At 74.5% G+C, this 25,900-nt stretch carries 24 protein-coding genes; 19 read left to right on the top strand and 5 right to left on the bottom strand.

Annotated elements, in window-relative coordinates; genetic code table 11:
- Positions 1-2 precede the first annotated feature (2 nt).
- Entirely contained in the window at positions 3-1,205 is a 1,203-nt protein-coding gene (locus tag ACZ50K_RS22210; protein ID WP_468905652.1) for an alanine racemase, read from the bottom strand.
- A 148-nt stretch (positions 1,206-1,353) separates the two neighbouring features.
- Here ACZ50K_RS22210 and ACZ50K_RS22205 point away from each other — a divergent pair, with 148 nt between their 5' ends.
- From ACZ50K_RS22205 to ACZ50K_RS22195, 3 genes are read left to right on the top strand one after another with little or no spacing between them, the layout of a single operon-like run.
- Complete coding sequence (locus tag ACZ50K_RS22205) at positions 1,354-2,199, top strand: hypothetical protein (RefSeq protein WP_468905649.1); 846 nt, start codon at positions 1,354-1,356, stop codon at positions 2,197-2,199.
- On the top strand, positions 2,196-3,470 hold the full coding sequence (mycP, locus tag ACZ50K_RS22200) for a type VII secretion-associated serine protease mycosin (protein WP_468905646.1): 1,275 nt from the start codon (positions 2,196-2,198) through the stop codon (positions 3,468-3,470). The genes ACZ50K_RS22205 and mycP overlap by 4 nt, the downstream gene beginning before the upstream one ends.
- 12 nt (positions 3,471-3,482) lie before the next feature.
- A complete protein-coding gene (locus ACZ50K_RS22195; RefSeq protein WP_468905643.1) occupies positions 3,483-4,223 on the top strand; it encodes an SseB family protein in 741 nt (246 codons plus the stop codon).
- Positions 4,224-4,313: 90 nt separating this feature from the next.
- On the opposite strand, the gene ACZ50K_RS22190 is transcribed toward ACZ50K_RS22195, so the two are convergent.
- Entirely contained in the window at positions 4,314-4,691 is a 378-nt protein-coding gene (locus ACZ50K_RS22190; RefSeq protein WP_468905641.1) for a DUF1844 domain-containing protein, read from the bottom strand.
- A gap of 349 nt (positions 4,692-5,040) precedes the next feature.
- Between ACZ50K_RS22190 and infC the strand changes: the two genes are divergently transcribed.
- The 10 genes from infC (at position 5,041) to ACZ50K_RS22140 (ending at position 16,296) form a co-directional block, all read left to right on the top strand.
- Positions 5,041-5,748, top strand: coding sequence for a translation initiation factor IF-3 (gene infC, locus ACZ50K_RS22185; protein ID WP_468905638.1), 708 nt, complete (start codon positions 5,041-5,043; stop codon positions 5,746-5,748).
- 107 nt (positions 5,749-5,855) lie between these two features.
- Positions 5,856-6,050, top strand: coding sequence for a 50S ribosomal protein L35 (gene rpmI / locus ACZ50K_RS22180; RefSeq protein WP_328971220.1), 195 nt, complete (start codon positions 5,856-5,858; stop codon positions 6,048-6,050).
- Positions 6,051-6,150: 100 nt separating this feature from the next.
- Positions 6,151-6,537 carry a 50S ribosomal protein L20 gene (rplT, locus tag ACZ50K_RS22175; RefSeq protein WP_007263143.1) on the top strand — a complete coding sequence of 129 codons (387 nt, stop codon included), beginning with the start codon at positions 6,151-6,153 and terminating at the stop codon, positions 6,535-6,537.
- Between the two features lie 138 nt (positions 6,538-6,675).
- Positions 6,676-7,536 carry a TrmH family RNA methyltransferase gene (locus tag ACZ50K_RS22170; RefSeq protein WP_468905635.1) on the top strand — a complete coding sequence of 287 codons (861 nt, stop codon included), beginning with the start codon at positions 6,676-6,678 and terminating at the stop codon, positions 7,534-7,536.
- A gap of 55 nt (positions 7,537-7,591) precedes the next feature.
- A complete protein-coding gene (locus ACZ50K_RS22165; protein WP_468905632.1) occupies positions 7,592-8,755 on the top strand; it encodes a sensor histidine kinase in 1,164 nt (387 codons plus the stop codon).
- Between the two features lie 159 nt (positions 8,756-8,914).
- On the top strand, positions 8,915-10,042 hold the full coding sequence (gene pheS / locus ACZ50K_RS22160; protein WP_468905629.1) for a phenylalanine--tRNA ligase subunit alpha: 1,128 nt from the start codon (positions 8,915-8,917) through the stop codon (positions 10,040-10,042).
- Positions 10,042-12,570, top strand: coding sequence for a phenylalanine--tRNA ligase subunit beta (gene pheT, locus ACZ50K_RS22155; RefSeq protein WP_468905626.1), 2,529 nt, complete (start codon positions 10,042-10,044; stop codon positions 12,568-12,570). Before pheS ends, pheT begins: the two co-directional genes overlap by 1 nt.
- A gap of 209 nt (positions 12,571-12,779) precedes the next feature.
- Entirely contained in the window at positions 12,780-13,970 is a 1,191-nt protein-coding gene (locus ACZ50K_RS22150; RefSeq protein WP_468905623.1) for a PP2C family protein-serine/threonine phosphatase, read from the top strand.
- 389 nt (positions 13,971-14,359) lie between these two features.
- The gene (locus ACZ50K_RS22145; RefSeq protein WP_468905621.1) at positions 14,360-15,700 is read left to right on the top strand and encodes a tetratricopeptide repeat protein; all 1,341 of its coding nucleotides are present in this window, start codon (positions 14,360-14,362) and stop codon (positions 15,698-15,700) included.
- A gap of 65 nt (positions 15,701-15,765) precedes the next feature.
- The gene (locus ACZ50K_RS22140; RefSeq protein ID WP_468905619.1) at positions 15,766-16,296 is read left to right on the top strand and encodes an NUDIX hydrolase; all 531 of its coding nucleotides are present in this window, start codon (positions 15,766-15,768) and stop codon (positions 16,294-16,296) included.
- Between the two features lie 42 nt (positions 16,297-16,338).
- Here ACZ50K_RS22140 and ACZ50K_RS22135 read toward each other — a convergent pair whose 3' ends face one another.
- Positions 16,339-17,232: a 3-hydroxybutyryl-CoA dehydrogenase gene (locus tag ACZ50K_RS22135; protein ID WP_468905616.1), complete on the bottom strand. Its 894-nt coding sequence runs from the start codon at positions 17,230-17,232 to the stop codon at positions 16,339-16,341.
- A gap of 139 nt (positions 17,233-17,371) precedes the next feature.
- On the opposite strand from ACZ50K_RS22135, the gene ACZ50K_RS22130 reads away from it, so the two are divergent.
- Positions 17,372-18,622 (top strand): glycoside hydrolase family 10-like protein, encoded by a 1,251-nt coding sequence (locus tag ACZ50K_RS22130; protein ID WP_468905614.1) that lies wholly within the window; start codon positions 17,372-17,374, stop codon positions 18,620-18,622.
- Between the two features lie 34 nt (positions 18,623-18,656).
- Here ACZ50K_RS22130 and ACZ50K_RS22125 read toward each other — a convergent pair whose 3' ends face one another.
- A complete protein-coding gene (locus tag ACZ50K_RS22125) occupies positions 18,657-18,854 on the bottom strand; it encodes a DUF1918 domain-containing protein (protein ID WP_468905612.1) in 198 nt (65 codons plus the stop codon).
- Positions 18,855-18,927: 73 nt separating this feature from the next.
- Positions 18,928-19,893 carry a DMT family transporter gene (locus tag ACZ50K_RS22120; protein WP_468905610.1) on the bottom strand — a complete coding sequence of 322 codons (966 nt, stop codon included), beginning with the start codon at positions 19,891-19,893 and terminating at the stop codon, positions 18,928-18,930.
- Here ACZ50K_RS22120 and ACZ50K_RS22115 point away from each other — a divergent pair.
- The 5 genes from ACZ50K_RS22115 (at position 19,892) to ACZ50K_RS22095 (ending at position 25,894) form a co-directional block, all read left to right on the top strand.
- A complete protein-coding gene (locus tag ACZ50K_RS22115) occupies positions 19,892-21,322 on the top strand; it encodes an aminotransferase-like domain-containing protein (RefSeq protein ID WP_468905608.1) in 1,431 nt (476 codons plus the stop codon). The two genes, ACZ50K_RS22120 and ACZ50K_RS22115, sit on opposite strands and share 2 nt — an antisense overlap.
- Before the next feature lie 228 nt (positions 21,323-21,550).
- On the top strand, positions 21,551-22,591 hold the full coding sequence (gene argC, locus ACZ50K_RS22110; protein WP_468905606.1) for an N-acetyl-gamma-glutamyl-phosphate reductase: 1,041 nt from the start codon (positions 21,551-21,553) through the stop codon (positions 22,589-22,591).
- Positions 22,588-23,745 (top strand): bifunctional glutamate N-acetyltransferase/amino-acid acetyltransferase ArgJ, encoded by a 1,158-nt coding sequence (argJ, locus tag ACZ50K_RS22105; protein WP_468905603.1) that lies wholly within the window; start codon positions 22,588-22,590, stop codon positions 23,743-23,745. Before argC ends, argJ begins: the two co-directional genes overlap by 4 nt.
- A complete protein-coding gene (argB, locus tag ACZ50K_RS22100) occupies positions 23,742-24,653 on the top strand; it encodes an acetylglutamate kinase (protein ID WP_468905600.1) in 912 nt (303 codons plus the stop codon). The genes argJ and argB overlap by 4 nt, the downstream gene beginning before the upstream one ends.
- Positions 24,650-25,894, top strand: coding sequence for an acetylornithine transaminase (locus ACZ50K_RS22095; protein WP_468905598.1), 1,245 nt, complete (start codon positions 24,650-24,652; stop codon positions 25,892-25,894). The genes argB and ACZ50K_RS22095 overlap by 4 nt, the downstream gene beginning before the upstream one ends.
- Positions 25,895-25,900: the final 6 nt, after the last annotated feature.

The raw sequence follows: 25,900 nt of genomic DNA, 5'->3' as shown, positions 1-25,900 counted from the left end.
GCCTAGAGGAAGGTGCGGCCCTCGCCCCGGTAGGTCGGGACGACGGCCGTCACCCGGTCACCCTCCACCAGGTGCAGCTCGGCGAACCGCTCGCACAGCTCACCCGCCTTCGCGTGCCGGAACCACACCCGGTCCCCGATCAGCAGATCGTCGGCCGGCGCCCCCAGCAGCGGGGTCTGCACCTCCCCGGCACCCTCCTGCGGGTCGTACGCCAGCCCCTGCGGCAGGTACGGCACCGGCAGCCGGTCCCGCCCCGCGGCCCCCGAGGCCGGATAGCCGCCGCCCAGCACGGTCACCACCCCGACCCCCGGCCGCCGCACCACCGGCTGCGCGAACAGCGCCGCCGGCCGGCCCCGGAAGGTGGTGTAGTTGTCGAACAGCCGCGGCACGTAGAGCCCCGACCCGGCGGCGATCTCCGTCACCGCCGCCTCCGCCGCCGTCTCGGCGACGCTCCCGGTCCCGCCGCCGTTGACGAACTCCAGGTCCGGGACCACCGCCCGCACCGCCCGGACCACCTCGGCCCGCCGCGCCGCCAGCTCCCGCCGGGCCGCCCGCTGCATCAGCCGGATCGCCCGCGACCGCACCGGCCGCCCGGCCAGATCGTCCCCGACCCCGGCCACATGGCCCTCGTACGCCATCAGCCCGACCACCCGGAACCCGTCCCGGCGCTGCACCCGGTCGGCCAGCGCAGCCAGCGCGGCCGGCTCCCGCAGCGGGGAGCGGCGCGCCCCGACCCGTACCCGGCCGCCGAGCAGCCGCAGTGCCGTGTCCAGCTCCAGACAGACCCGGATCTCCTCGGTGCCGCCGTCCCGGGCCCGGTCGATCAGCTCCAGCTGCGCCGGATCGTCCACCATCACGGTGACCGCGGCGGCCAGTTTGGGATCGGCGGCCAGCTCCGCGAACCCGCCCCGGTCGGCCGACGGATAGGCCAGCAGCACGTCCTCGAACCCGGACCGGGCCAGCCACAGCGACTCGGCGAGCGTGTACGACATGATCCCGGCGAACCCGGGCCGGGCCAGCACCCGCTCCAGCAGGGCCCGGCAGCGCACCGACTTGCTCGCCACCCGGACCGGTTTCCCGCCGGCCCGCCGGACCAGGTCGTCCGCGTTGGCGTCGAACGCCGCGAGGTCCACGATGGCCAGCGGGGCGTCGAGATGGGCGGTGGCCCGGTCGTAACGGGCCCGGTCGGCGGCGGGGGAAGTCATGGCCGCAGCTTGCCAGAACGGCATACCGGTGGGTAGGGGTTGCCGAAACGTGCCGCCCCGGGTCGCGCCCGCCGCAGACCCCGGCCGCCGTGCGCCGTACAGTTGCGGACAGGCAGCCGCGGTACGGAACGGGGGGCGGAGCCGCCGTATGACGACCACCGACCCGCACACGCCGGGACCAGGGCCGCTCGGGCCCGCCGGGACGGCACCCGCCGACCGGGCGCCCGCCGACTTCGGCCCGCCGGTGTTCACCGAGCTCCACCCGGCCGAACCGGCCGTGCCCCGCCCGCCCCGCCGCAACGGCTCCGCCGCCCTGCTGTGCGGGCTGCTCGGGCTGGCCCTGCTCGGCGGAGCCGGCTGGGCCGGCTGGCGCGACCACCTGGAGGCCGGCCGGGCGCCCTCCGCCGAGGAACTCCACCGCGAGGCGGGCTCGCTCTGGCACGAGGCCCCGGTGGACGCCCTGCTGCCGCCCCGGCTGGACACCGCCGACGGCGGCCCCGGCGGCGCCGACCGGGCCTGGACCCGGGTGGCCGTCGCCCCCGACGCCGACTGCACCGCCCTCCCGCTGGAGTGGCAGCAGGCCCTGACCGCCCCCGGCTGCACCCGGGTGCTGCGGGCCACCTACACCGATGACACCCGCACCACCCTGGTCACCGTCGGCATGGTGTTCACCCCCGCCGACGCCGCCGGACTCCAGGGCCTGGGACCCTCGCTCCCGATCCCGCCCGGCTTCGGCTTCGGCCCCGACCAGCGGGCCTCCTGGACGGCGGCCGTGGTCCCGACCGCCCCCGTGGTCCTCTACACCGTCTCCGCGTTCACCGACGGACGGATCGTCAAGAAGCCGCTGCCCGCCGCCCAGGCCATGACCCCCGGCACCAAGGGGGCGGTGGCCCAGGCCGGGTTCGGGCACGCGGCCGACGCCGTCGCCAACCGGGTGGAGAGCAACCTCACCGCCCTCGCCTCCCCCCGCCCCGCCGCGGAGCCGCCCCGATGAGCACCCCGCGCACCCTGCGCACCACCCGCACCCCGCACCCCGCCGACCCGGGCCCGGACCCCCGCCGGGACCGGACCGCCCCGGCCGCGGGCCGGCGCACGGCCGTCCGCCGGGCGGCCCTGGCCGCCCTCGCCGGGGCCGCGCTGCTGCTGTCCGCCGGGGCCCCGCCGGCCGTCGCCGACGGCATCCGGGACCGCCAGTGGGGGCTCACCGCCCTGCGCGCCGAGGAGGCCTGGGGCACCACCCGGGGCGAGGGCATCACCGTCGCCGTCCTGGACACCGGCGTGGACCCCCGCCACCCCGACCTCTCCGGCCAGGTCCTCGAAGGCATCGACCTGGTCGGCATGGGCGCCGGACCGGGGGACCGCACCTGGGCCCGGCACGGCACCGCCATGGCCGGGATCATCGCCGGCCGCGGCCACGGCGCGGACCGCCGCCAGGGCGTCCTCGGCATGGCCCCCGCCGCCAAGATCCTGCCGGTCCGGGTGATCCTCGAAGAGGGCGACCCGGGCCGCTCCAAGGCCCGCGACACCAAGGGCGGGGCCCTCGCCGAGGGCATCCGCTGGGCCGCCGACCACGGCGCCGATGTGATCAACCTCTCGCTGGGCGACGACAGTTCCTCCGCCCACCACGAGGCCGCCGAGGACGAGGCCGTCCAGTACGCCCTGGCCAAGGGCGTGGTGGTGATCGCCTCGGCCGGCAACAGCGGCAAGAAGGGCAACCCGGTCTCCTACCCGGCCGCCTACCCCGGGGTGATCGCCGTCGCCGCCGTGGACCGCAAGGGAGCCAAGGCCTCCTTCTCCACCCGCAACTGGTACTCCACCGTCAGCGCCCCCGGCGTCGACGTGGTCATCCCCGACCCCGACCGCAAGTACTACGAGGGCTGGGGCACCAGCGCGGCCTGCGCCTTCGTGTCCGGGTCGGTGGCCCTGATCCGCTCCGCCCACCCCGGACTCTCCCCGGCCCAGATCAAACGGCTGCTGGAGGAGACCGCCACCGGCGGCCCCCGCAACGGCCGGGACGACTCCCTCGGCCACGGCCTGGTGGACCCCGTCGCCGCCCTCCAGCGGGCCGCCGGGATGGACCCGGAGGCGGTCCTGCCCGCCCCGGTCGCCTACGCCAACCGCTACTTCGGCCCCGGCCCGGCCCCGGCCCGCCCCGCCGCCCCCCGCGACCGGCTGTTCCTCCCGGCCCTCGCGGCCGCCGGGGCCGCCCTGCTCGGGCTGTCCGTGTTCCTGGCGGGCCGTCGCCGCACCCCGGCCACCGGATAGGGTCGGGTCATTGTGGACCAGAAGAACATTCCAGACCCCGGATTCCGTGACGACGACGGCTCCGCCGACCCCCGGCTCAGCGCGGCCCTGACCGCCTGGGAGGCCGACCGGACCCGGGAGCCGGAGGTGCTGGCCGCCCTCCGCGAGGCCCGTCTGCTGGTCCCGGTGGTCGCCGTGCTCGGCGAGGTGGAGACCGATCCGGAGACCGGCCTCAAGCGCGAGAAGACCAGCGACATGGCCGTGCCCACCCTCACGGCCGGGAACCGCAGGGCGCTGCCCGCGTTCACCTCGCTGGAGACCCTGGCCCGCTGGGACCCCTCGGCCCGCCCGGTGGCCGTACCGCTGCACCAGGCGCTCCGCGCCGCCGCCCACGAGAAGGCCGACACGGTGGTGCTGGACCTGGCCGGCCCGGTGGCCTACCAGCTGACCGGCCCGGCCCTGCTGGCCCTCGCCGAGGGCCGCACCGACGCCGACCCGCTCGCCGACCCGGCGGTCCGGGAGGCCGTACGGGAGGCGGTGGCGGCCGAGCCCGCGGTGCTCCGCGCCCATCTGCTGCCCGGCGGCCCGGCCGCCGACGGGGTGCTGGCCGTGGTCCTCGCCGAGGGCACCGACCCGGCCGCCGGCGCGGGCCGGGTGGCCCGGGCCCTGGCCGCCGACGAGACCCTGCGGGCCCGGCTGGTGCGCGGGCTGGAGCTGGCCCTGCTGCCGGCCGGGGCCCCGCTCCCGCCCGGCGAACCGCTGCTCACCCGCTGAGCCCGGGGACGCGCGGCACGGCCGCGGGAAACGCGAAGCGGGCGCCCCGGGGGGACGCCCGCTTCCGTGGTTCGGCCGGAGGGGCCGGGATCAGCCGAAGACCGGACCGGTGAACTTCTCGCCCGGCCCCTGGCCCGGCTCGTCCGGGACCAGCGAGGCCTCGCGGAAGGCCAGCTGCAGGGACTTCAGGCCGTCACGCAGCGGAGCGGCGTGGAAGGAGCTGATCTCGGTCGCGCTCGCGGTCACCAGACCGGCCAGCGCGGTGATCAGCTTGCGGGCCTCGTCCAGGTCCTTGTGCTCGGAATCCGGCTTGTCCAGGCCCAGGTTGACCGCGGCGGCGCTCAGCAGGTGCACCGCCACCGTGGTGATCACCTCGACCGCGGGCACCTCCGCGATGTCCCGGGTCAGGGTGTCGTAGTCGGGGGCCGGACCGGCCTCGGTGGGGGTGGGGGGCGTCGCGTCAGTCATGTCCTTCACCTTAAGCGGTGGCCGGGACGGCACCGGGATTGGTCTCTCCCCGGCCCTGGTGCTAACCTTGTGTGACGACCGGCCGGAGACGCATGTCCCCGGCCCACAAGTGGAGGCTCCGAACTCCCACCTGCACCGCCCTCCGGGGTGGCAGGTCATCCGGTCAGGCGGCATCCATCGTTCCGTACGGACGATGGAAAGCCGCCCGAGCTGCGCCCCGCGTTCGACGCGGCGGTGCTCCGGTTGTGTTCTGGAGCTCCTGCCTGTGTCCCGTCAGGGGCGCTTTTTTGCGTCTCCGGCGCGGCAGGTCGGACGACACAGACGTCAAGCGGCCGTCCTCCGGACAGCCGTGAGGTGCAACCGAGGAGGATCCATCAGCACCGAGCCCCGCATCAACGACCGGATTCGCGTTCCCGAGGTGCGACTTGTCGGTCCCAGCGGCGAGCAGGTCGGGATTGTTCCGCTTGCCAAGGCACTGGAGCTTGCCCAGGAGTACGACCTCGACCTGGTCGAGGTTGCGGCGTCCGCGAGGCCGCCGGTCTGCAAGCTCATGGACTACGGCAAGTTCAAGTACGAGTCGGCCATGAAGGCCCGTGAGGCGCGCAAGAACCAGGCGCACACGGTCATCAAGGAAATGAAGCTCCGGCCGAAGATCGACCCGCACGACTATGACACCAAGAAGGGTCATGTCGTCCGGTTCCTCAAGCAGGGCGACAAGGTCAAGATCACGATCATGTTCCGTGGTCGCGAGCAGTCCCGGCCGGAGCTCGGCTACCGACTGCTGCAGCGCCTGGCGGAGGACGTCCAGGAGCTCGGGTTCATCGAGTCGAACCCGAAGCAGGACGGCCGCAACATGATCATGGTTCTCGGGCCGCACAAGAAGAAGACCGAGGCGATGGCCGAAGCCCGCGAGGCGCAGGCCGCCCGCAAGGCCGAGCGCCAGGGCCTGTCCGGCACGGACGAGGTCGTCGACGAGGCCGAGGTCGCCACGGACGAGGTCGCGGAGGCGGCTCCTCTCGCCGAGGAAGCCCCCGCCGAGGACAACGCCCAGGCCTGATTCCGGGACAGCCCGTCCCGGATCAACCGACACAACTGACGCTCCCTAGCGCCGGTCCCCGAACCGGGCCGGCGGGGGAGCGGCACCGACGAGGAGATAACGGCGCTATGCCGAAGAACAAGACCCACAGCGGTTCCAAGAAGCGCTTCAAGATCACCGGCTCCGGCAAGGTGCTCCGTGAGCGCGCCGGCAAGCGCCACCTGCTCGAGCACAAGTCGTCCAAGCTGACCCGCCGCCTCACCGGCACCGCGGAGATGGCCCCCGGCGACGCCGCGAAGATCAAGAAGCTTCTCGGCAAGTGACGTCCACCGCTCCCCGCCAGGGGAGCGGACGTCAAGACCGGGACCCCATCGAATTCGGGTCGTGTGAAGACAACCACGGCCCCGCTACAAGGAGTTAAAAGTGGCACGCGTCAAGCGGGCAGTAAACGCCCACAAGAAGCGCCGGGCGATCCTCGAAGCCGCCTCCGGCTACCGCGGTCAGCGTTCGCGCCTGTACCGCAAGGCCAAGGAGCAGGTCACCCACTCGCTGGTCTACAACTTCAACGACCGCAAGAAGCGCAAGGGCGACTTCCGTCAGCTGTGGATCCAGCGCATCAACGCCGCTGCCCGCCAGAACGGCATGACCTACAACCGCCTCATCCAGGGTCTGAAGGCCGCCAACATCGAGGTGGACCGCAAGATCCTCGCCGAGCTGGCCGTCAACGACGCCAACGCGTTCGCCGCGCTGGTCGAGGTCGCCCAGAAGGCGCTGCCGGCCGACGTGAACGCCCCCAAGGCCGCCGCGTAAGGCTGTAGAGCCCCTCCGGTCCGCACGGACCGAACCCGGACCCGCAGGCGACTCGCCTGCGGGTCCGCGTGCTTCCGTACGCACTCCGAAGCCACGACAGCCGAAGCCCCGACAGCCCGAAGAGAGAACCGCGCACCCATGGGTACCCCCGACGTCGAGCCGATCTCCCCCCGATCCCCGCGGGTGGCAGCCGCCCGCCGCCTGGCCCGGCGCAACTTCCGCACCAAGGAGCGCCGGTTCATCGCCGAGGGGCCGCAGGCCGTCCGCGAGGCCGTGGAGCACCGCGGCGAGCAGGGCCCGACCCTGATCGAGCTGTTCGCCACCGCCGAGGCCGCCGAACGGTACGCCGACATCGTCGGGGCGGCCCGCTCCGCCGGGGCCCGGGTCCACCTGGCCTCCGACGAGGTGCTCGCCGAGGTCTCCCAGACCGTGACCCCGCAGGGCCTGGTCGGGGTCTGCCACTTCCTGGACTCCCCCTTCGAGGAGATCCTCGCCGCCCGCCCCCGGCTGGTCGCCGTGCTCGCGCACGTCCGCGACCCCGGCAACGCCGGCACCGTACTGCGCTGCGCCGACGCGGCCGGCGCCGACGCCGTGATCCTCACCGACGCCTCCGTGGACCTCTACAACCCCAAGTCGGTCCGCGCCTCCGTGGGCTCCCTCTTCCACCTCCCGGTCGCCGTCGGCGTCCCCGTGGAACAGGCCGTGCAGGGGCTCCGGGCCGCCGGTGTGCGGATCCTCGCCGCCGACGGGGCCGGCACCGAGGACCTGGACGCCGAACTCGACGCCGGCACCATGGGCGGCCCCTCCGCCTGGGTCTTCGGCAACGAGGCCTGGGGCCTGCCCGAGGAGACCCGCGCCCTCGCCGACGCCGTCGTGCGGGTCCCGATCCACGGCAGGGCCGAGAGCCTCAACCTGGCCACCGCCGCCGCGGTCTGCCTCTACGCCTCCGCTCGGGCACAGCGGGCGCCCGGAGGGTGCCGCTCCGTGACCCCCAGCTAGTAGGGTGGCGCCCCGGGAGCCCACTGCGCTCCTCCGAGATGTGGGGTACGGGGACATGACCGTCGGTACGAACAGCTCTCCGCGGCAGACCGCGGAGACAGCCGCCGAGGCGGCCCTGGCGGCCGTCCCCGCCCAGCCCGCGCCGTACGGGCCGTACGGCCCCGCCGGGCAGGACGCCGGCCTCGGGATCGACCCCGACGACCTGCCGGACGGACTGGTGGTCGCCGACCACACCGGGCGGGTCGTCTGCTTCAACCGGGCCGCCGCCCGGATCACCGCCACCCCGCAGGCCCAGGCCCTCGGCGCCCGGATCGACCTGGCGCTGCCGCTGGAGGACCTCGACGGCCGCCGCTGGTGGGCCCTGACCGACCCCTACGGCGGCCTCGCCACCCGCCGCCGCCAGCCCGAGCGGAACCTGCTGCTGCCCGGCGGCCGGGAGGTCCTGGTCTCCGCCGAGTACGTCCGCAGCCACCCCACCGGACCCGTCCGCCGGCTGGTGGTCACCCTGCGCGGCACCGAGGCCCGCCGCCGCACCGAACGCAGCCACGCCGAACTCATCGCCACCGTCGCCCACGAACTCCGCTCCCCGCTCACCTCCGTCAAGGGGTTCACCGCCACCCTGCTCGCCAAATGGGAGCGGTTCACCGACGACCAGAAGCGGCTGATGCTGGAGACCGTGGACGCCGACGCCAACCGGGTCACCCGGCTGATCGCCGAACTCCTCGACATCTCCCGGATCGACTCCGGCCGGCTGGAGGTCCGCCGCCAGCCGGTGGACATCGCCACCGCCGTCGGCCGGCACGTCCAGGCCCTCACCGCGAACGGCCAGGCCCCCGAACGGTTCCTCGTCCGGGTCGGCCACCCGCTGCCCGACCTGTGGGCCGACCCCGACAAGGTCGACCAGGTCCTCGGCAACCTGCTGGAAAATGCGGTGCGGCACGGCGAGGGAACCGTCACCATCGACGTGAGCCCGGACGAGAAGGGAACCGCCGTGACCGTGACCGACGAAGGCCCCGGCATCCCCGAGGAGTCCATGGCCCGCGTCTTCACCCGCTTCTGGCGGGGCAGCAAACGCGGCGGCACCGGACTGGGCCTCTACATCGTCAAGGGCATCGTCGAGGCCCACGGCGGCACCATCACCGTCGGCCGGGGTCCCGGCGGCGGCGCCGAGTTCCGGTTCATCCTGCCCGTCGGAGCCCCGGCCTACCTCACGCAGTAGCACCGCGGAGCGTCCCGCCGGGCGGCCCGACGGGCCCCTCCACCCCCAGCGGCCCTTAGAATCGACCCTTGGCACCTTTGTGTCCTTGTGTCGAGCACCTGGGCCGAGCACCTGGGCCGCGCACGGACCACCAGCCAGCCATCGGAAGTACGGGAAGAGATGTCGGCACCGAACAAGTCGTACGACCCTGTCGAGGTCGAGGCACTGAAACCGGAAGAGATCGAGCGCATGCGGGACGAGGCGCTCGCCGCCTTCGCCGCCGCCGGCGACCTCGAGGAACTCGCCCAGGCGAAGATCGCCCACACCGGCGCCACCGCGCCGCTGGCGCTCGCCAACCGCGAGATCGGCGCCCTGCCGCCGCAGGCCAAGGCCGAGGCCGGCAAGCGCGTCGGCCAGGCCCGCGGGGCCGTGAACAAGGCGTACGCGGACCGCCTCGCCGCCCTGGAGGCCGAGCGCGACGAGCGCGTGCTGGTCGAGGAGGCGGTGGACGTCACCCTGCCCTACGACCGCGTGCCGGCCGGCGCCCGCCACCCCCTGACCACGCTGATGGACCGCATCGCGGACATCTTCACGGCCATGGGCTACGAGGTGGCCGAGGGCCCCGAGGTCGAGGCGGAGTGGTTCAACTTCGACGCCCTCAACTTCACCCCGGACCACCCGGCCCGGCAGATGCAGGACACCTTCTTCGTCCGCGGCCCCGAGGGCACCCAGGGCGACGAGTCCGGAGTCGTGCTGCGCACCCACACCTCCCCGGTCCAGGCCCGCTCCCTGCTGGAGCGCACCCCGCCGGTGTACATCGTGTGCCCCGGCCGCGTGTACCGGACCGACGAGCTCGACGCCACGCACACCCCGGTCTTCCACCAGGTCGAGCTGCTCGCCGTGGACAAGGGCCTCACCATGGCCGACCTCAAGGGGACCATGGACCACATGGTCGCCGAGCTGTTCGGCGAGGGCACCACCACCCGGCTGCGCCCCCACTTCTTCCCGTTCACCGAGCCGTCCGCCGAGATGGACATGCAGTGCTACGTGTGCCGCGGCGAGTCGGTGGGCAACCCCGACCGCCCCTGCCGCACCTGCTCCAGCGAGGGCTGGATCGAGCTCGGCGGCTGCGGCATGGTCAACCCCAAGGTGCTGACCGCCTGCGGTGTGGACCCCGAGGTCTACAGCGGGTTCGCCTTCGGGTTCGGCATCGAACGGATGCTGATGTTCCGCCACAACGTCGAAGACATGCGAGACATGGTCGAGGGTGACGTCCGGTTCACCCGACCGTTCGGGATGGAGATCTGATGCGGGTCCCGCTTTCCTGGCTGCGGGAGTACGTCGACCTCCCCGCCGGCACCACCGGCCGCGAGGTGGCCGCCAAGCTGGTCGACGCCGGCCTGGAGGTCGAGACCGTCGAGCAGCTCGGCGCCGGCCTCAAGGGCCCGCTGGTCGTCGGCAAGGTCCTCACCATCGAGGAACTCGAAGGCTTCAAGAAGCCCATCCGCTTCTGCACCGTCGACGTCGGCACCGCCAACGGCACCGGCGAACCGCAGGAGATCGTCTGCGGCGCCCGCAACTTCGCCGTCGGCGACAAGGTCGTCGTGGTCCTCCCCGGCGCCGTGCTGCCCGGCGACTTCGCCATCGCGGCCCGCCAGACGTACGGCAAGACCTCGCACGGCATGATCTGCTCCGGCGACGAGCTCGGCATGGGCGACGACGGCACGCACGGCATCATCGTGCTGCCGCCCGAGCACGAGACCGGCACCGACGCCATCGAGCTGCTCCAGCTCGTCGACGAGGTCCTGCACATCGACGTCACCCCGGACCGCGGCTACTGCATGTCGCTCCGCGGCATCGCCCGCGAGATCGCCACCGCCTACGGCCTGCCGCTGCGCGACCCCGCGCTGCTGGACGTCCCGGCGCCGAACTCGTACGGCTACCCGGTCGCCGTCCAGGACCCGGCCGGCTGCGACCGCTTCACCGCGCGCACCGTCACCGGCCTGGACCCCGAGGCCCGCTCCCCGATCTGGCTCAGCCGCCGCCTCCAGAAGGCCGGCATGCGCCCGATCTCGCTGGCCGTGGACGTCACCAACTACGTGATGCTGGAACTCGGCCAGCCGCTGCACGCCTACGACCGCTCCACCCTGACCGGCGCCATCGGCGTCCGCCGGGCCGAGCAGGGCGAGGTCTTCACCACCCTCGACGGGGTCAAGCGCACCCTGCACGCCGAGGACCTGGTGATCACCGACGAGAACGGGCCGATCGGCCTGGCCGGCGTCATGGGCGGCGCCAACACCGAGATCGCCGACTCCGTCACCGACCCGGAGACCGGCGCCGTCACCGGCACCACCTCCGTGGTCGTCGAGGCCGCGCACTTCGACGCCGTGTCCATCTCCCGCACCGCCCGCCGGCTCAAGCTGTCCTCCGAGGCCTCCAAGCGCTTCGAGCGCGGCGTGGACCCGCAGGCGGCCGCCGCGGCCGCCCAGCGCACCGTGGACCTGCTGGTGCTGCTGGCCGGCGGCACCGCCGAGGCCGGGGTCACCGAGGTGACCGCCCCGGGCGCCCCCCGGACCGTCGCCATGCGCGCCGACCACCCGGACCGGGTGGCCGGCATGGACTACGGCCGGGAGACCGTGGTCCGCCGCCTCCAGGAGATCGGCTGCGAGGTCCACGGCCAGGACGAGCTCGTCGTCACCGTCCCCAGCTGGCGGCCCGACCTCGCCGAGCCCAACGACCTCGCCGAGGAGATCATCCGGCTGGAGGGCTACGCCAACCTGCCCTCCACCCTCCCGCAGGTGCCCTCCGGCCGCGGCCTCACCCCCCGGCAGGTGCTGCACCGCCGGGCCGGCCGCGCGCTGGCCGGCGCCGGCTACGTGGAGGCGCTCAGCTACCCCTTCCTCGGCGAGCAGGTCTTCGACCAGCTCCAGCTGCCCGCGCACGACGCGGCCCGCCAGGTGGTCAAGCTGGTCAACCCGCTCTCCGACGAGGAGCCGGCGCTGCGCACCACGCTGCTGCCGGGCCTGCTGGGCGCGCTGCGCCGCAACGACAGCCGGGGCAGCCACGACCTCGCCCTGTTCGAGACCGGATCGGTCTTCCGGGCCGGAGCCGAGGCCGGCGTCGCCGTCCGGCTGCCCGTGGACCGGCGGCCCACCGACGAGGAGATCGCCACCCTCGACGCGGCCCTGCCCGCCCAGCCGCGGTACGCCGCGGTGGTGCTGGCCGGCGCCCGCGAGCAGGCCGGCTGGTGGGGCAAGGGCCGCCCGGCCGACTGGGCCGACGCGATCGAGGCCGCCCGCTCGCTGGCCCGCGAGGCCGGCACCGGGCTGGTCGTCCGGCAGGGCCAGTACGGTCCCTGGCACCCGGGCCGCTGCGCCGAGCTGATCGTCACCCTCGACGGGGTGGAGACCGTGATCGGGCACGCCGGCGAACTGCACCCGCGGGTGGTCAAGGCCCTCGGGCTGCCGGCCCGCACCAGCGCCATGGAGATCGACCTGGACCGGCTCCAGGCGGCCGGCGGCGAGGCGCTGTCCGCGCCCCGCATCTCCGGCTTCCCGGTGGCCACCCAGGACGTGGCGCTGATCGTGGACGAGTCCGTCCCGGCCGCCTCCGTGGAGGCCGCCCTCCGCAAGGGCGCCGGCGAACTCCTCGAATCGCTGCGGCTGTTCGACGTGTTCACCGGTGACCAGGTCGGCGCGGGCAAGAAGTCCCTCGCCTACGCGCTGCGGTTCCGCGCCGCCGACCGCACGCTGACCGCCGAGGAGTCCACGGCCGCCCGCGACGCCGCGGTGGCCCTGGCCGGCGAACGCACCGGAGCGGTGCTCCGCGGCAAGTAGCCGCGGCAGATCCGCCCGACAGGGGGCGCGTCCGGGAACCCCGGACGCGCCCCCTGCGCGTTCCCCGGCTGCCCCGGTACCGGCCCCGGCGTCCCCCGTACCGGCCCCCGACCCCGCCCTCACTCGTTCGGGTGAGAAGCCCGGTGACCCGTGTCCAGGACCCCGGCCCGTCGACACAATCGTTCCCGGCCGAGGGGAGGCCGGAGGACATGACGATGCGCGGGGAGACGCCCCGGGTGCGCCCGACGCGGGTCCTGCTCTGGACCACCGCGACGGCCGCCGCCGTCTCCTGGGAGCTCTCCTCGCCCGGATCCCTCGGGCACAGCCTCGCCAGCTGCGCGGCCTTCCTGCTGCTCGCCACCGGCTGCGCCCTGCACGTCCGGCGGCGGCTGCTGGCCGAACTCCGGCGCACCCGCGAGCTCGCCGGAGCCGCCCAGCGGGCCCTGCTGCGCCCGCTCCCGCCCCGGATCGGCGGCCTGGAGCTGGCCGCGGCGCACGGCACCACCGTCGGCGGCGACCTCTACGAGGCCCTGCCCACCCGGCACGGGGTGCGGCTGGTCATCGGCGACGTCCGCGGCCACGGGCCGGCCGCCCTCGGCCCCGCCGCGGCCGTGCTCGGAGCCTTCCGCGAGGCCGCCTACGACGAGCCCGACCTCGGCGGGGTGCTCCGCCGGATGGAACGCGCCCTGGGCCGCCATCTCCGCGACCGGCACCGGGACCGGACCGGGCCCCCGGGGCCCGGGACGGCCGAACCGGACCCGGTGGCCGAGGAGTTCGTGACCCTACTGCTCCTGGAGATCGGACCCGGCGGCCGGCTCCGCGCCCTCAACTGCGGGCACCCCTGGCCCTACCGGCTGCCCGCCGTCCCGGCCGGCCGACCGGCCGCCGAGCCCCGCCCCGAGCCCTGCGGGAGCGGCCCGCGGCGGCCCGGCCCGGCGGGCACCACCGGCCGGTCGCCGCTCGCCGGACGGCCCGGACCGCACACCGGCACCGGCACCCTTCCCGGCACCGGCACCCTCCTCCCCGGGGCCGAGGCCGGGGCCGGGGCCGGGACCGGAACCCTGATCCGCCCCGAACCGCTCGCCGCCCGGGAACCGCTGCCACCGCTCGGCGTGCTGCCGCTGCCGGACCTGCCGGAAGCCCAGGACTGCGGTGAACTCGGTCCCGGCCAGGGCCTGTTCCTGCACACCGACGGAGTCGCCGACGCCCGGGACCGGGCCGGCCGCTTCTTCCCGCTGCTCCGGGCGCTCACCGATGCCTCCGCCACCCGGGCGCCGGACCGGCTGCTCGCCGAGGTCCACGCGGCACTGCTGCGCCACACCAGCGGGCGGCTCGCCGATGACGTCGCCCTGCTGGTGCTGCGCGACGACGGCCTGGGGCCCGCCGGGCACCGCCCCTGAAACGGTGGTCCGGCGTCCACCGGTTCCGGCGGGGCCGAGGGAGGCCGCGCGGAACCGGCGGAGCCGCTGCGGACCGGCCCGGGTGGGTGGGGGCCGGCCCGCCCCGCCGTGTCCGGAGACCAACCGTCCGCGGCGGAGCCAGGACGCGCCGCCCGCCTGCCGTGGAGTGTCGGGCAGACAACAGACGGGCGGCGCTCTGCGGGCCGTCGCACTGTACGAGGGGGAGCCGACGGCCCGAGCTGCCTCATGGAGAGGCGAGGGCATCAGTCAACCGCCCGGCCCGCCGCGGCGGCAGGGCACGCGGCGCATTTATGCGCGCACCGGGTTCACACCCCGTGTGAAGCCCGCACCCACTAGCCTGGCTCACCGGACACCCCTGGGAGGGGCCCATGCAGTCCAACGCCCTGCTCGACGCCCTCCTCGCCGAGGCGGGCATGTCCCATGCCGGACTCGCCGCCCACGTCAACCAGGCGGGCCGCTCCCGCGGACTCGCCCTGCGCTACGAACACACCGCCGTGGCGCGGTGGTTGAAGGGCCAGCGGCCGCGCGGCCAGGTGCCCGACCTGATCTGCGAGGTGCTCGGCCGGCGGATCGGCCGGCCGGTCGGCCTGGACGACATCGGGCTGGGGCTGCCCGACCGGCCCGGCGACCCGCACGGCTCCCCGCTCAGCGGGTTCGTGGACCGGGCCACCGCCCTGTGGCGGGCCGACGAACAGGGCCGGCCCCCGCTGACCCGGACCGCCGCGCTGACCGGCACCCCCGCCGTGATCCCGGTCTGGGAGTGGGAGAACCCGCCGGAGGACGCGGACGTGTCCCGGGACGGCCCCACCCTGGTCGGCCCCGAGCACATCGAGATCCTGCGGGCGGCCCGCGACCACTACGAGCTGATGTACCGGCGGGCCGGCGGACTGGCCACCCGGGCCCGGATCGTCCGCTTCCTCGGCAGCGAGACCGCGCCCCTGCTGCGCGGCAGCTACCCGGACGGGCTGGGCCGCCGGCTGCACCGGGCCTCCGGCTCGCTGGTGGCGGTGGCGGGCATCTGCGCGTACGACTCGGACGCCCACGGCCCGGCCCAGCGGTACTTCCACCAGGCGCTGCGGCTGGCCAAGGCCAGCGGGGACCGCGGCCTGGGCGGCTATGTGATCGCGCTGATCGTCAACCAGTCGCTGCACCTGGGGGAGTTCCGGCAGGCGGTGGCCTTCGCCGAGGCCGCCCTGCGGGCCGCCGGCCGGCACATCACCCCGGCGCTCGCCGCCGATCTGCACGCCATGCAGGCCAAGGCCTACGCCCGGCTCGGCGACACCCGGGCCGCGCTGGCCGCCATCCGGCAGGCGGAGACGGCCGCCGGGCGGATCCGGCGGGGCTGCGAGCCGGACGAGACCGGATACGTACAACCCGGCCTGGTCAACGTCCAGGTGGCGGAGGCCCTGCTCAGTCTGGGTGATCTGGACGCGGCCCGGGAGCAGGCGGTGGCCGCCGTCGGGACCCCGGCGCACGACCGGGGGCGGGTGCACCGGCTGGCGATGCTCTGCGAGATCCAGCTGCGGCAGGGGGAGGCCGACGGGGCGGTGGAGGCGGCCACCGAGATGGCCGAGCGGGCCAAGGGCATGGAGTCGCTGCGGCTGCGCGACCGGCTGCGGACGGTCCGCGAACAGCTGCTCGGCAGCGGCTGCGCGGGGGCGGAGGAGACCGCCCACCTGATCGACGGGTCCCTGAGGGTGCCCCTCTGACGTTTCGCCAGGCGGACGCAGCTGCTCCCATGTTGCCACCGACTCGAACGGAAGGTGGCAGAACCGTGCAGTGGACGAACCTGAGTGAGCAGACCGTGTACAAGAACCGCTGGTTCGATGTGAACCTGGCGGATGTGGAACTCCCGGACGGCCGGCACCTGGACCACTTCGTCATCCGGCTGCGCCCGGTGGCCGCGGCCACGGCCGTCAACGAGGCCAACGAGGTGCTGCTGCTGTGGCGGCACCGCTTCATCACCGACAGCTGGGGCTGGGAACTGCCCGCCGGGGTGGTCGAGGACGGCGAGGACATCGCCGGGGCCGCGGCCCGCGAGATGGAGGAGGAGTCGGGCTGGCGGCCCGGCCCGCTGCACCACCTGATGACGGTGGAGCCGGCCAACGGGCTCACCGATGCCCGCCACCACCTCTACTGGGCCGACGGGGCCACCTACACCGGGCATCCGCAGGACGCCTTCGAGTCCTCCCGGCGCGAGTGGGTGCCGCTGAAGCTGGTGCCGGACCTGATCGCCCGCGGCGAGGTCCCGGCCGCCAACATGGCGGCCGGGCTCCTGCTGCTGCACCACCTCCGGCTGGGCTGAGCCCGGCGCCCGAGGAGGCCGTGGGCGGGTCCGGCGGCCGGGTCAGCCGTACGGGTAGAAACCGGAGCCGGTCTTGCGGCCCAGGCGGCCCGCGTCCACCATCCGCTGGAGCAGCGGGGGAGCGGCGTACAGCGGCTCCTTGAACTCGTCGTACATGGAGTCGGCCACCGAGGCCACGGTGTCCAGACCGATCAGGTCCGCCAGCTTCAGCGGGCCCATCGGGTGGGCGCAGCCCAGTTCCATGCCGTTGTCGATGTCCTCGCGGCTCGCGATCCCCGACTCGAACATCCGGATCGCGGACAGCAGATAGGGGATCAGCAGGGCGTTGACCACGAAACCGGAGCGGTCCTGGGCGCGGATCGCGTGCTTGCCCAGCACGTGCTCCACCAGGGCCTCGGCCCGCTTGACGGTCTCCTCCCCGGTGGTCAGGGCCGGGATCAGCTCGACCAGCTTCTGCACCGGAGCCGGGTTGAAGAAGTGGATGCCGATGACCTGGTCCGGCCGGGAGGTGGCCACGGCCAGCTTCACCAGCGGGATCGAGGAGGTGTTGGAGGCGAGGATCGCGTCGGGCCGGGTGACCACCTGGTCGAGGACCTGGAAGATCTCCGTCTTGACCTGCTCGTTCTCCACGACCGCCTCGATGACCAGGTCGCGGTCGGCGAACTCGCCGAGGTCGGTGGTGAAGCTGAGCCGGGCCAGGGTGGCGTCCCGCTCCTCCTCGGTGATCTTGCCGCGCTCGGCGGCCTTGGTGAGGGAGTTGGTCAGCCGGGTGCGGCCGATCTCCAGTGCCTCGCCGGTGGTCTCGGCCACCTTGACCTCAAGGCCGCTTCGGGCGCACACCTCGGCGATGCCCGCGCCCATCTGGCCGCAGCCCACTACGCCGACGCGGGTGATGTCGGAAGGGAGGTCAGTCACTTCGTGCCTTTCGCAGCTCATCCGTCCGCGGGTCCCCCGTGTGATTCCGGCGCCCGCCACGCCCCCCGACGTTACTCCCGACCTTGCGCCCCCCACGTCCCCGGGGCGGGCATGCTGGGCGCACGCACCGCGAAGTCACCCAGCGCAGGGGAGTCGTCACATGGGGTACATCGGCCGCCGGAGTCTGCTGGCCACGGCCGCGGGGGTGCTCGCCTCCGCCTCGTCCCCGTGGACGGCGACCGCCGCCGGGGCCGCCCGGGAGCCCGCCGGCCGGGCCGCGGAGCCCGCGGATCTCCGGGCGATGTGGATCGCCACGGTGGAGAACGTGGACTGGCCCTCCGCCGCCGGTCTCGGGGCCCGCGAGCAGCGGGCCGAACTCCTGGCCCTGCTGGACACGGCCGTGCGCCGCCGGCTGAACGCGGTGGTCCTCCAGGTCCGGCCGACGGCGGACGCGCTGTGGCCCTCGGCGAAGGAGCCCTGGTCCCAGTGGCTGACCGGGGTGCAGGGCCGCGACCCGGGCTGGGACCCGCTGGGCACGGCGGTCGCCGAGGCGCACGCCCGGGGGCTGGAGCTGCACGCCTGGTTCAACCCGTACCGGGTGGCGAACGGGCACACCGACCCGTCCCGGCTGGCGGCCGGACACCCGGCGCGGCTGCACCCGGAGTGGACCGTGCCGTACGCCGGGAAGCTGTACTACAACCCGGGGCTGCCGGAGGTCCGGGCCTTCGTCCAGGAGGCGATGCTGGACGCGGTGGCCCGCTATCCGCTGGACGGGGTGCACTGGGACGACTACTTCTACCCCTATCCGGTGGCGGGGCGGGAGTTCGACGACGTGCAGGCCTACCGGCTGCACGGGGCCGGGTTCGCCTCGCGCGCGGACTGGCGCCGGCACAACACCGACTCCCTGGTCCGGGAGATGTCCCAGCGGCTGCGGGCGACGGCCCCCGGCACCCGCTTCGGGATCAGCCCGTTCGCGGTGTGGCGCAACGCGGACACGGACCCGCTGGGCTCGCCGACCCGGGCGGGCCTGGGGACCTACGACGACCTCTACGCGGACACCCGCAAGTGGGTCAGGGAGGGCTGGATCGACTACATCGTGCCCCAGTGCTACTGGCACATCGGTCATCCGACCGCCGACTACGCGGACCTGGTGCCCTGGTGGGCGGAGACGGTGGCGGGCACCGGGGTGGACCTGTACATCGGGGAGGCGCTGTGGCGCTGCGACCGCGACAGCCCCACCGCGGCCTGGCGGGACCCGGCCGAGCTCTCCCGGCACCTGACGCTGGCCGGGGCGCACGCGGAGGTCCGCGGCCACGCCTACTTCTCGGCGAAGCAGGTGGCCGCGGACCCCAACGGGGCCATGGCCAGGGTCGTCGCCGACCACTACCGGACCCAGGCGCCGCCGCGCTGAGCGCGGCCCCCTTCCCGTGCCGTCGCCGGAGCCGTCAGTGCTCCGGCTCCATCGGGTGCCGTACGACGCAGTCGGGGCCCGGGGCCATCAAGGCCTCGTGCCCGTCCTGGAAACGGACCCGGTAGGGAGGGGTGCCGTTCTCGCCCAGCACCTGGGTGATCTCGCCCACCTTGTCGTGCTGGCCCACGATCCTGCCGTGCTGCACCAGCTGGTCGCCCTCGGTCGCTCGCATGTGCTGACCTCCCTCGAACCGGTCCGGGCCGGTGTCCTCTCCGGTGGGGTTATTTTACGGCTTTTCGACGGATTCAAGCCCGTTGGGTGAGAGCGATGCAGACCAGTACCGCACCGGCCGCGAGGGGGGCCGCGGGGGACACCCGCTCGCCGAGCAGGGCCACCGACCAGAACAGGGTCAGCATCGGCTGGGCGAGCTGGAGCTGGCTGGCCCGGGCCGCGCCGATCCGGGCCATCCCGCGGTACCAGACGTACAGCCCGAGGAAGGTGGAGCCGGCCGCCGCCCAGACCAGCCCGGCGATCCCGTGGCCGGTCAGCCGCACCGGCTCGTACGCCAGACCGGCCGCGGACCCCGCCAGCGAGAGCGGCAGGCACAGCACCAGCGCCCAGCCGATCACCTGCCAGCCCGGCATGGCCCGGGCCAGCCGGGCGCCCTCGGTGTACCCGGCCGCGCACACCAGCAGCGCGGCGAACAGGAAGCCGTCACCGGCCGAGACCCCGCCGCCGCCCTGGGCCAGGGTGAACCCGAGGACCACGGCCGCACCGGTGACGGCGGCGGCCCAGAAGGCGCGCGAGGGCCGGACCCCGGTGCGCAGGGCGGCGAACACGGCGGTGGTCAGCGGCAGCAGGCCGACCACCACGGCGGCGTGCGAGGTGCTGGAGGTCCGCAGGGCCAGGGTGGTGAGCAGCGGGAACCCGACCACCACCCCGCCGGCCACCACGGCCAGTCCGGCCCAGTGCTCCCGGGCCGGCCGGGGGGCGCGCAGCAGGAGCAGGAAGGCGCCCGCGATCAGGGCGGCGAGCAGGCTCCGCAGGGACACCAGGGACCAGGGGCCGAAGCTCTCCAGGCCCCAGACGGTGGACGGGAAGGTCAGCGAGAAGGCGATCACGCCCGCCCCGGCCATCAGGATGCCGCCGCGCGCGGTGCCGGGCCCGCTGTCCCGGCCATCGGCGCCGGTGCCGCTCTTGACGGTGCTCGGGGCCGCCGTCGGGGGAACCGCTATCCGGGTGGAGGTGGTAGCGCTATTCTGGGCTCTCATGAATGAGCGTAGCAGTGTGGTGGAGCTGGCGGAATCGCTGCGCTCCGAACTCGACCGCTACTCGGTGGGTGGAAAGCTGCCGTCGAGTCGGGCCCTGGTGGAGCGCTACCGGGTCAGCCCGGTCACCGTGTCCCGGGCCCTCGCCCGGCTCGCCGCCGAGGGGCTGGTGGTCACCCGCCCCGGCGCCGGGGTGTTCCGGGCCCGCCCCCGGCCCGCCGGCCCGCCGGAGGCCGGGGACACCTCCTGGCAGGAGGTCGCCCTCAGCGCCGATCCGGCGGGCGAGGTGGTCCCGAGGTCCGTGGACGCCTCCGGGGTGCTGATCTCCCTGGCCGCGCCCCCCACCGGGGTGATCGAGCTCAACAGCGGCTATCTGCACCCCTCCCTTCAGCCCGAGCGCGGCATGGCCGCCGCCCTGGCCCGGGCCGGCCGCCGTCCCGGGGCCTGGGGCCGCCCCCCGGTGGAGGGGCTGACCGAGCTGCGCGACTGGTTCGCCCGCGAGATCGGCGGCGGCCTCGGCGCGGCCGACGTGCTGATCACCGCCGGCGGCCAGAGCGCCCTGACCACCGCCCTGCGCGCGCTCGCCCCGCCCGGCGCCCCGGTGCTGGTGGAATCCCCCACCTATCCGGGACTGCTCGCCATCGCCCGGGCCTCCGGCTGCCGCCCGGTCCCGGTGCCGGCCGATGCCGACGGGGTGCGCCCGGAGCTGCTGGCCGCCGCCTTCGAGGCCACCGGCGCCCGGGTGTTCGTCTGCCAGCCGCTGTTCCAGAACCCGACCGGCGCGGTGCTGTCCGCGGAGCGGCGGGCGGAGGTCCGGCGGATCGCGCGGGCCGCCGGGGCCTTCGTGGTCGAGGACGACTACGCGCGTGCGCTGGCCCACGAGGACGCCGGCCCGCTGCCCGCGCCGCTGGCCGCCGAGGACCCCGACGGGGTGGTGGTGCACGTCCGTTCGCTGACCAAGGTCTGCTCCCCGAGCCTGCGGGTGGGCGCGCTGTCGGCGCGCGGGCCGGTGCTGGACCGGCTGCGGGCCATCCAGGTGGTGGACAGCTTCTTCGTGCCCCGGCCCCTCCAGGAGGCCGCCCTGGAGCTGGTCGGGTCCCCGGCCTGGCCGCGCCATCTGCGGGCGGTGGCCGCCGACCTCCGGCACCGCCGGGAGGTGCTGGCCGGCGCCCTGCGCGCGGGGCTGCCGGGCTGGACCCTGCCGCACCGGCCGGCCGGCGGCTACCAGCTGTGGGTCCGGCTGCCGGACGGGACCGACGAGGCGGGCACCGTCTCCGCAGCGCTGCGGGCCGGGGTGGCCGTCGCGCCCGGCCGCCCGTACTTCTGCGCCGAACCCCCCGGCCCGCACCTGCGGCTCAGCTTCGCCGGCCCGGCCGGACCCTCCGACCTGACCGAGGCGGTCCGCCGGCTGGCGGCCGGCACCGCCCGCTGACCGCATACACCTGCGTCCCGCGGCCGGACCGGTCGGCGAGACTGGTGGTGTCGTGCGGGTCGCACCGGGGGAGTTCCGGCCCCTCCGGGCCGGGCCGGACCCGGGAACGGACCGCCGGGACCGGTCCCGGCGCCCGGACCTGACAGGGCACCTGACAGATCGGGACCCCGATTCTTTGCATAAGCGTGCATGGCTACGTATAGTCATGCCATCGATGAGGAGGGTCCGATGGTGGTACGTGTAGCGGTGGCCGGAGCGAGCGGGTACGCGGGCGGCGAGGTCCTGCGCCTGCTCCTGGGCCACCCCGGGGTGGAGATCGGAGCACTGACCGGCAACTCCAACGCCGGACAGCTCCTCGGCGGCCTGCAGCCGCACCTGGTCCCGCTCGCCGGACGCACCCTGGAGGCCACCACCCCCGAGGTCCTGGCCGGCGGCGACCGACCGCACGACGTGGTCTTCCTGGCACTCCCGCACGGCCAGTCCGCCGCCGTCGCCGCCCAGCTCGGCGACGAGGTCCTCGTCGTGGACATGGGCGCCGACCACCGGCTGACGGACCCCGCCGCCTGGGAGAAGTTCTACGGCTCCCCGCACGCCGGGACCTGGCCCTACGGCCTCCCCGAACTCCCCGGCGCCCGCGCCGCGCTGGCCGGCGCCAAGCGCATCGCCGTCCCCGGCTGCTACCCGACCGCCGTCTCCCTGGCCCTGTGGCCCGCGTACGCCGAGGGCCTCGCCGAACCCGAGGCCGTGATCGTCGCCGCCACCGGCACCTCCGGCGCCGGCAAGGCCCTCAAGCCGCACCTGCTGGGCTCCGAGGTGATGGGCAGCATGAGCCCCTACGGGGTCGGCGGCGGCCACCGCCACACCCCCGAGATGGTGCAGAACCTGAGCGCCGCCGCCGGCGGCCCGGTCGCCGTCTCCTTCACCCCCACCCTGGCCCCCATGGCCCGCGGCATCCTCGCCACCTGCAGCGTCCGGGCCACCCCCGGCACCACCGCCGAATCGGTGCGCGCCGCGTACCAGAAGGCCTACGCCGACGAGCCCTTCGTCCACCTGCTCCCCGAGGGCCAGTGGCCGGCCACGGCCTCGGTGTACGGCTCCAACGCGGTCCAGCTCCAGATCGCCTACGACGAGGCCGTCCGGCGGATCATCGTCGTCAGCGCCATCGACAACCTCACCAAGGGCACCGCCGGCGGCGCTGTCCAGAGCATGAACATCGCCCTCGGGCTTCCCGAGAGCCTCGGACTTTCCACGATCGGAGTCGCGCCGTGACGGTTACGGCAGCACAGGGATTCACGGCCGCGGGCATCGCGGCCGGCATCAAGGCCAGCGGCAACCCGGACCTGGCCCTCGTGGTCAACCAGGGCCCCCGGCTGGCGGCGGCCGGAGTCTTCACCTCCAACCGCGTCAAGGCCGCACCGGTCCACTGGACCGAGCAGGTGCTGCGCGGCGGCACCGTCAGCGCGGTGGTGCTGAACTCCGGCGGCGCCAACGCCTGCACCGGCCCCAAGGGCTTCCAGGACACCCACGCCACCGCCGAGAAGGTCGCCGCGGTGCTGGGCGGCGAGCACAACGCCGGAGAGATCGCGGTGGCCTCCACCGGACTGATCGGCGTGCTGCTGCCCATGGACAAGCTGCTCCCGGGCATCGAGACGGCCGCCGCCGCGCTCTCCGCGGACGGCGGCGAGGCCGCCGCGGTCGCCATCAAGACCACCGACACCGTCCACAAGACCGCCCAGGCCACCCGGGACGGCTGGACCGTCGGCGGGATGGCCAAGGGCGCCGGCATGCTCGCCCCGGGCCTGGCCACCATGCTGGTGGTCCTCACCACCGACGCCGACCTGGACTCCGCCGCCCTGGACCGGGCGCTGCGCGCGGCCACCCGCACCACCTTCGACCGGGTCGACTCCGACGGCTGCATGTCCACCAACGACACCGTGCTCCTGCTCGCCTCCGGCGCCTCCGGGGCCGTGCCGGCCGCCGAGGAGTTCGACGAGGCCGTACGGCAGGTCTGCGCGGACCTCGCCCGCCAGCTGATCGGCGACGCCGAGGGCGCCAGCAAGGACATCCGCATCGAGGTCGTCGGCGCCGCCACCGAGGAGGACGCCGTCGAGGTGGGCCGCACCATCGCCCGCAACAACCTCCTCAAGTGCGCCATCCACGGCGAGGACCCCAACTGGGGCCGGGTGCTGTCCGCCATCGGCACCACCGCCGCCGCGTTCGACCCGGACCGGCTCAACGTGGCCATCAACGACGTGTGGGTCTGCCGGAACGGATCCGTCGGCGAGGACCGCGACCTGGTGAGCATGAAGGACCGCGAGGTGCGGATCACCGCCGACCTGGCGGCCGGCTCCGAGTCCGCCGTCATCTGGGCCAACGACCTCACCGCCGAGTACGTCCACGAGAACAGCGCGTACTCGTCATGAGCGGCCCGGCGCGGAAGCACACCGCCCTCCCCAAGGCCGAGATCCTGATCGAGGCCCTCCCGTGGCTCACCCGCCACCACGGCAAGACCGTCGTCATCAAGTTCGGCGGCAACGCCATGGTCGACGAGGAGCTGAAGGCCGCCTTCGCCCAGGACGTGGTGTTCCTGCGGCAGGCCGGCATCAAGCCGGTGGTGGTGCACGGCGGCGGCCCGCAGATCAACGCCCAGCTCGACAAGCAGGGCCTGGTCAGCGAGTTCAAGGCGGGCCTGCGGGTCACCACCCCCGAGGCCATGGACGTCGTGCGGATGGTCCTCTCCGGCCAGGTCCAGCGGGAACTGGTCGGGCTGCTCAACCAGCACGGCCCGCTCGCCGTCGGCATGACCGGCGAGGACGCCCACACCATCTCCGCCGTCCAGCACCGCCCGACCATCGGCGGGGAACTCGTCGACATCGGCCGGGTCGGCGAGATCACCGCCATCGACACCGGCGCCATCTCGGCCCTGCTGGAGGACGGCCGGATCCCGGTCATCTCCTCCATCGCCCGCAGCGCCGACGACGGCCACGTCTACAACGTCAACGCCGACACCGCCGCCGCCGCCCTGGCCGCCGCCCTGGGCGCCGAGACCCTGATGGTCCTCACCGACGTCGAGGGCCTCTACGCGGACTGGCCCAACAGCGACGAGGTCATCAGCCAGCTCACCGCCACCGAGCTGGAGAAGCTGCTGCCGGAGCTGTCCAGCGGCATGGTCCCCAAGATGGAGGGCTGCCTGCACGCCGTCCGCAACGGGGTCCGCACCGCCCGTGTCATCGACGGGCGGGTCCAGCACTCCATCCTGCTGGAGATCTTCACGGACGAGGGCATCGGCACGATGGTCGTGCCGGACGCGACCCAGGGGGGCACCAAGTGACGGGCACCGACACCACCGGGACCGCCGGAGCCACCGGGACCCCCGGCGGCAACCAGGCGTACGGGACCCGCTGGAAGGACACGCTCACCGACAACTACGGAACCCCCGCCCTGGCCCTGGTCCGCGGCGAGGGCGCCCAGGTCTGGGACGCCGACGGCCGGCAGTACACCGACTTCGTCGGCGGCATCGCGGTCAACGCCCTCGGACACGCGCACCCCGCCGTGGTGGACGCCGTCTCCCGGCAGATCGCCACCCTCGGACACGTCTCCAACCTCTTCGCCTCCGAACCGGTGATCGCCCTCGGCGAGCGGCTGCTCCAGCTCTTCGGCCGCGAAGGCCGGGTTTTCTTCTGCAACTCCGGGGCCGAAGCCGTCGAAGCCGCCTTCAAGATCGGCAGGCTGACCGGCCGCAGCCATATGGTGGCCACCGAGGGCGGCTTCCACGGCCGCACCATGGGCGCCCTGGCGCTCACCGGCCAGCCCAAGAAGCAGGGCCCCTTCCTGCCGCTGCCCGGCGAGGTCACCCATGTCCCCTACGGTGACGCCGAAGCCCTCCGGGCCGCCGTCACCGAGGACACCGCCCTGGTCGTCATCGAACCCGTGCAGGGCGAGAACGGGGTCGTGGTCCCGCCCGCCGGCTATCTCAAGGCCGCCCGCGAGATCACCCGGGCCACCGGCACCCTGCTGGTCCTGGACGAGGTCCAGACCGGCATCGGACGCTGCGGCCAGTGGTTCGAGTACCAGGCCCACGAGGGCATCGAACCTGACCTCGTCACACTCGCGAAGGGTCTGGGCGGCGGTCTTCCGCTCGGTGCCGTGGCCGCCTTCGGGGACGCCGCCGGCCTGCTCCAGCCCGGCCAGCACGGCACCACCTTCGGCGGGAACCCGGTCGCCTGCGCGGCCGGACTCGCCGTCCTGGACACCATCGCCGCCGAGGGACTCCTGGACCGGGTCAAGGAATCGGGGGAGCGGCTGCGCTCCGGAATCGAGGGGACGGGCCACCCGCTGGTCTCCCACGTCCGCGGCTCCGGCCTGCTCCTGGGTATCGTGCTGACCGGGCCGTTCGCCCCGCAGGTGCAGCGGGCGGCCCAGGAAGCCGGCTTCCTGGTCAACGCGCCCGCCCCCGACGTCGTACGGCTGATGCCTCCGTTCGTCCTCACGGAGGCGGAACTGGACGCGTTCGTCCGGGCCCTGCCCGGCATCCTCGACGCGGCAACCGAGGGCGGACGAACCGGGGAATGAGACGAC

The sequence above is a fragment of the Streptomyces sp. NPDC033845 genome (genome assembly GCF_055576225.1).
This window is presented reverse-complemented; position numbering and strand designations above follow the sequence as displayed.

Coding starts and splice junctions, on each gene's coding strand:
- ACZ50K_RS22150 (WP_468905623.1), top strand. CDS start 12,780: ATGACGATGCGCGGGGAGACGCCCCGGGTGCGCCCGACGCGGGTCCTG.
- ACZ50K_RS22130 (WP_468905614.1), top strand. CDS start 17,372: ATGGGGTACATCGGCCGCCGGAGTCTGCTGGCCACGGCCGCGGGGGTG.
- rpmI (WP_328971220.1), top strand. CDS start 5,856: ATGCCGAAGAACAAGACCCACAGCGGTTCCAAGAAGCGCTTCAAGATC.
- ACZ50K_RS22145 (WP_468905621.1), top strand. CDS start 14,360: ATGCAGTCCAACGCCCTGCTCGACGCCCTCCTCGCCGAGGCGGGCATG.
- argC (WP_468905606.1), top strand. CDS start 21,551: ATGGTGGTACGTGTAGCGGTGGCCGGAGCGAGCGGGTACGCGGGCGGC.
- mycP (WP_468905646.1), top strand. CDS start 2,196: ATGAGCACCCCGCGCACCCTGCGCACCACCCGCACCCCGCACCCCGCC.
- ACZ50K_RS22165 (WP_468905632.1), top strand. CDS start 7,592: ATGACCGTCGGTACGAACAGCTCTCCGCGGCAGACCGCGGAGACAGCC.
- pheS (WP_468905629.1), top strand. CDS start 8,915: ATGTCGGCACCGAACAAGTCGTACGACCCTGTCGAGGTCGAGGCACTG.
- ACZ50K_RS22205 (WP_468905649.1), top strand. CDS start 1,354: ATGACGACCACCGACCCGCACACGCCGGGACCAGGGCCGCTCGGGCCC.
- pheT (WP_468905626.1), top strand. CDS start 10,042: ATGCGGGTCCCGCTTTCCTGGCTGCGGGAGTACGTCGACCTCCCCGCC.
- ACZ50K_RS22120 (WP_468905610.1), bottom strand. CDS start 19,893: ATGAGAGCCCAGAATAGCGCTACCACCTCCACCCGGATAGCGGTTCCC.
- ACZ50K_RS22135 (WP_468905616.1), bottom strand. CDS start 17,232: ATGAGCTGCGAAAGGCACGAAGTGACTGACCTCCCTTCCGACATCACC.
- ACZ50K_RS22190 (WP_468905641.1), bottom strand. CDS start 4,691: ATGACTGACGCGACGCCCCCCACCCCCACCGAGGCCGGTCCGGCCCCC.
- ACZ50K_RS22210 (WP_468905652.1), bottom strand. CDS start 1,205: ATGACTTCCCCCGCCGCCGACCGGGCCCGTTACGACCGGGCCACCGCC.
- argB (WP_468905600.1), top strand. CDS start 23,742: ATGAGCGGCCCGGCGCGGAAGCACACCGCCCTCCCCAAGGCCGAGATC.
- ACZ50K_RS22125 (WP_468905612.1), bottom strand. CDS start 18,854: ATGCGAGCGACCGAGGGCGACCAGCTGGTGCAGCACGGCAGGATCGTG.
- ACZ50K_RS22170 (WP_468905635.1), top strand. CDS start 6,676: ATGGGTACCCCCGACGTCGAGCCGATCTCCCCCCGATCCCCGCGGGTG.
- ACZ50K_RS22115 (WP_468905608.1), top strand. CDS start 19,892: ATGAATGAGCGTAGCAGTGTGGTGGAGCTGGCGGAATCGCTGCGCTCC.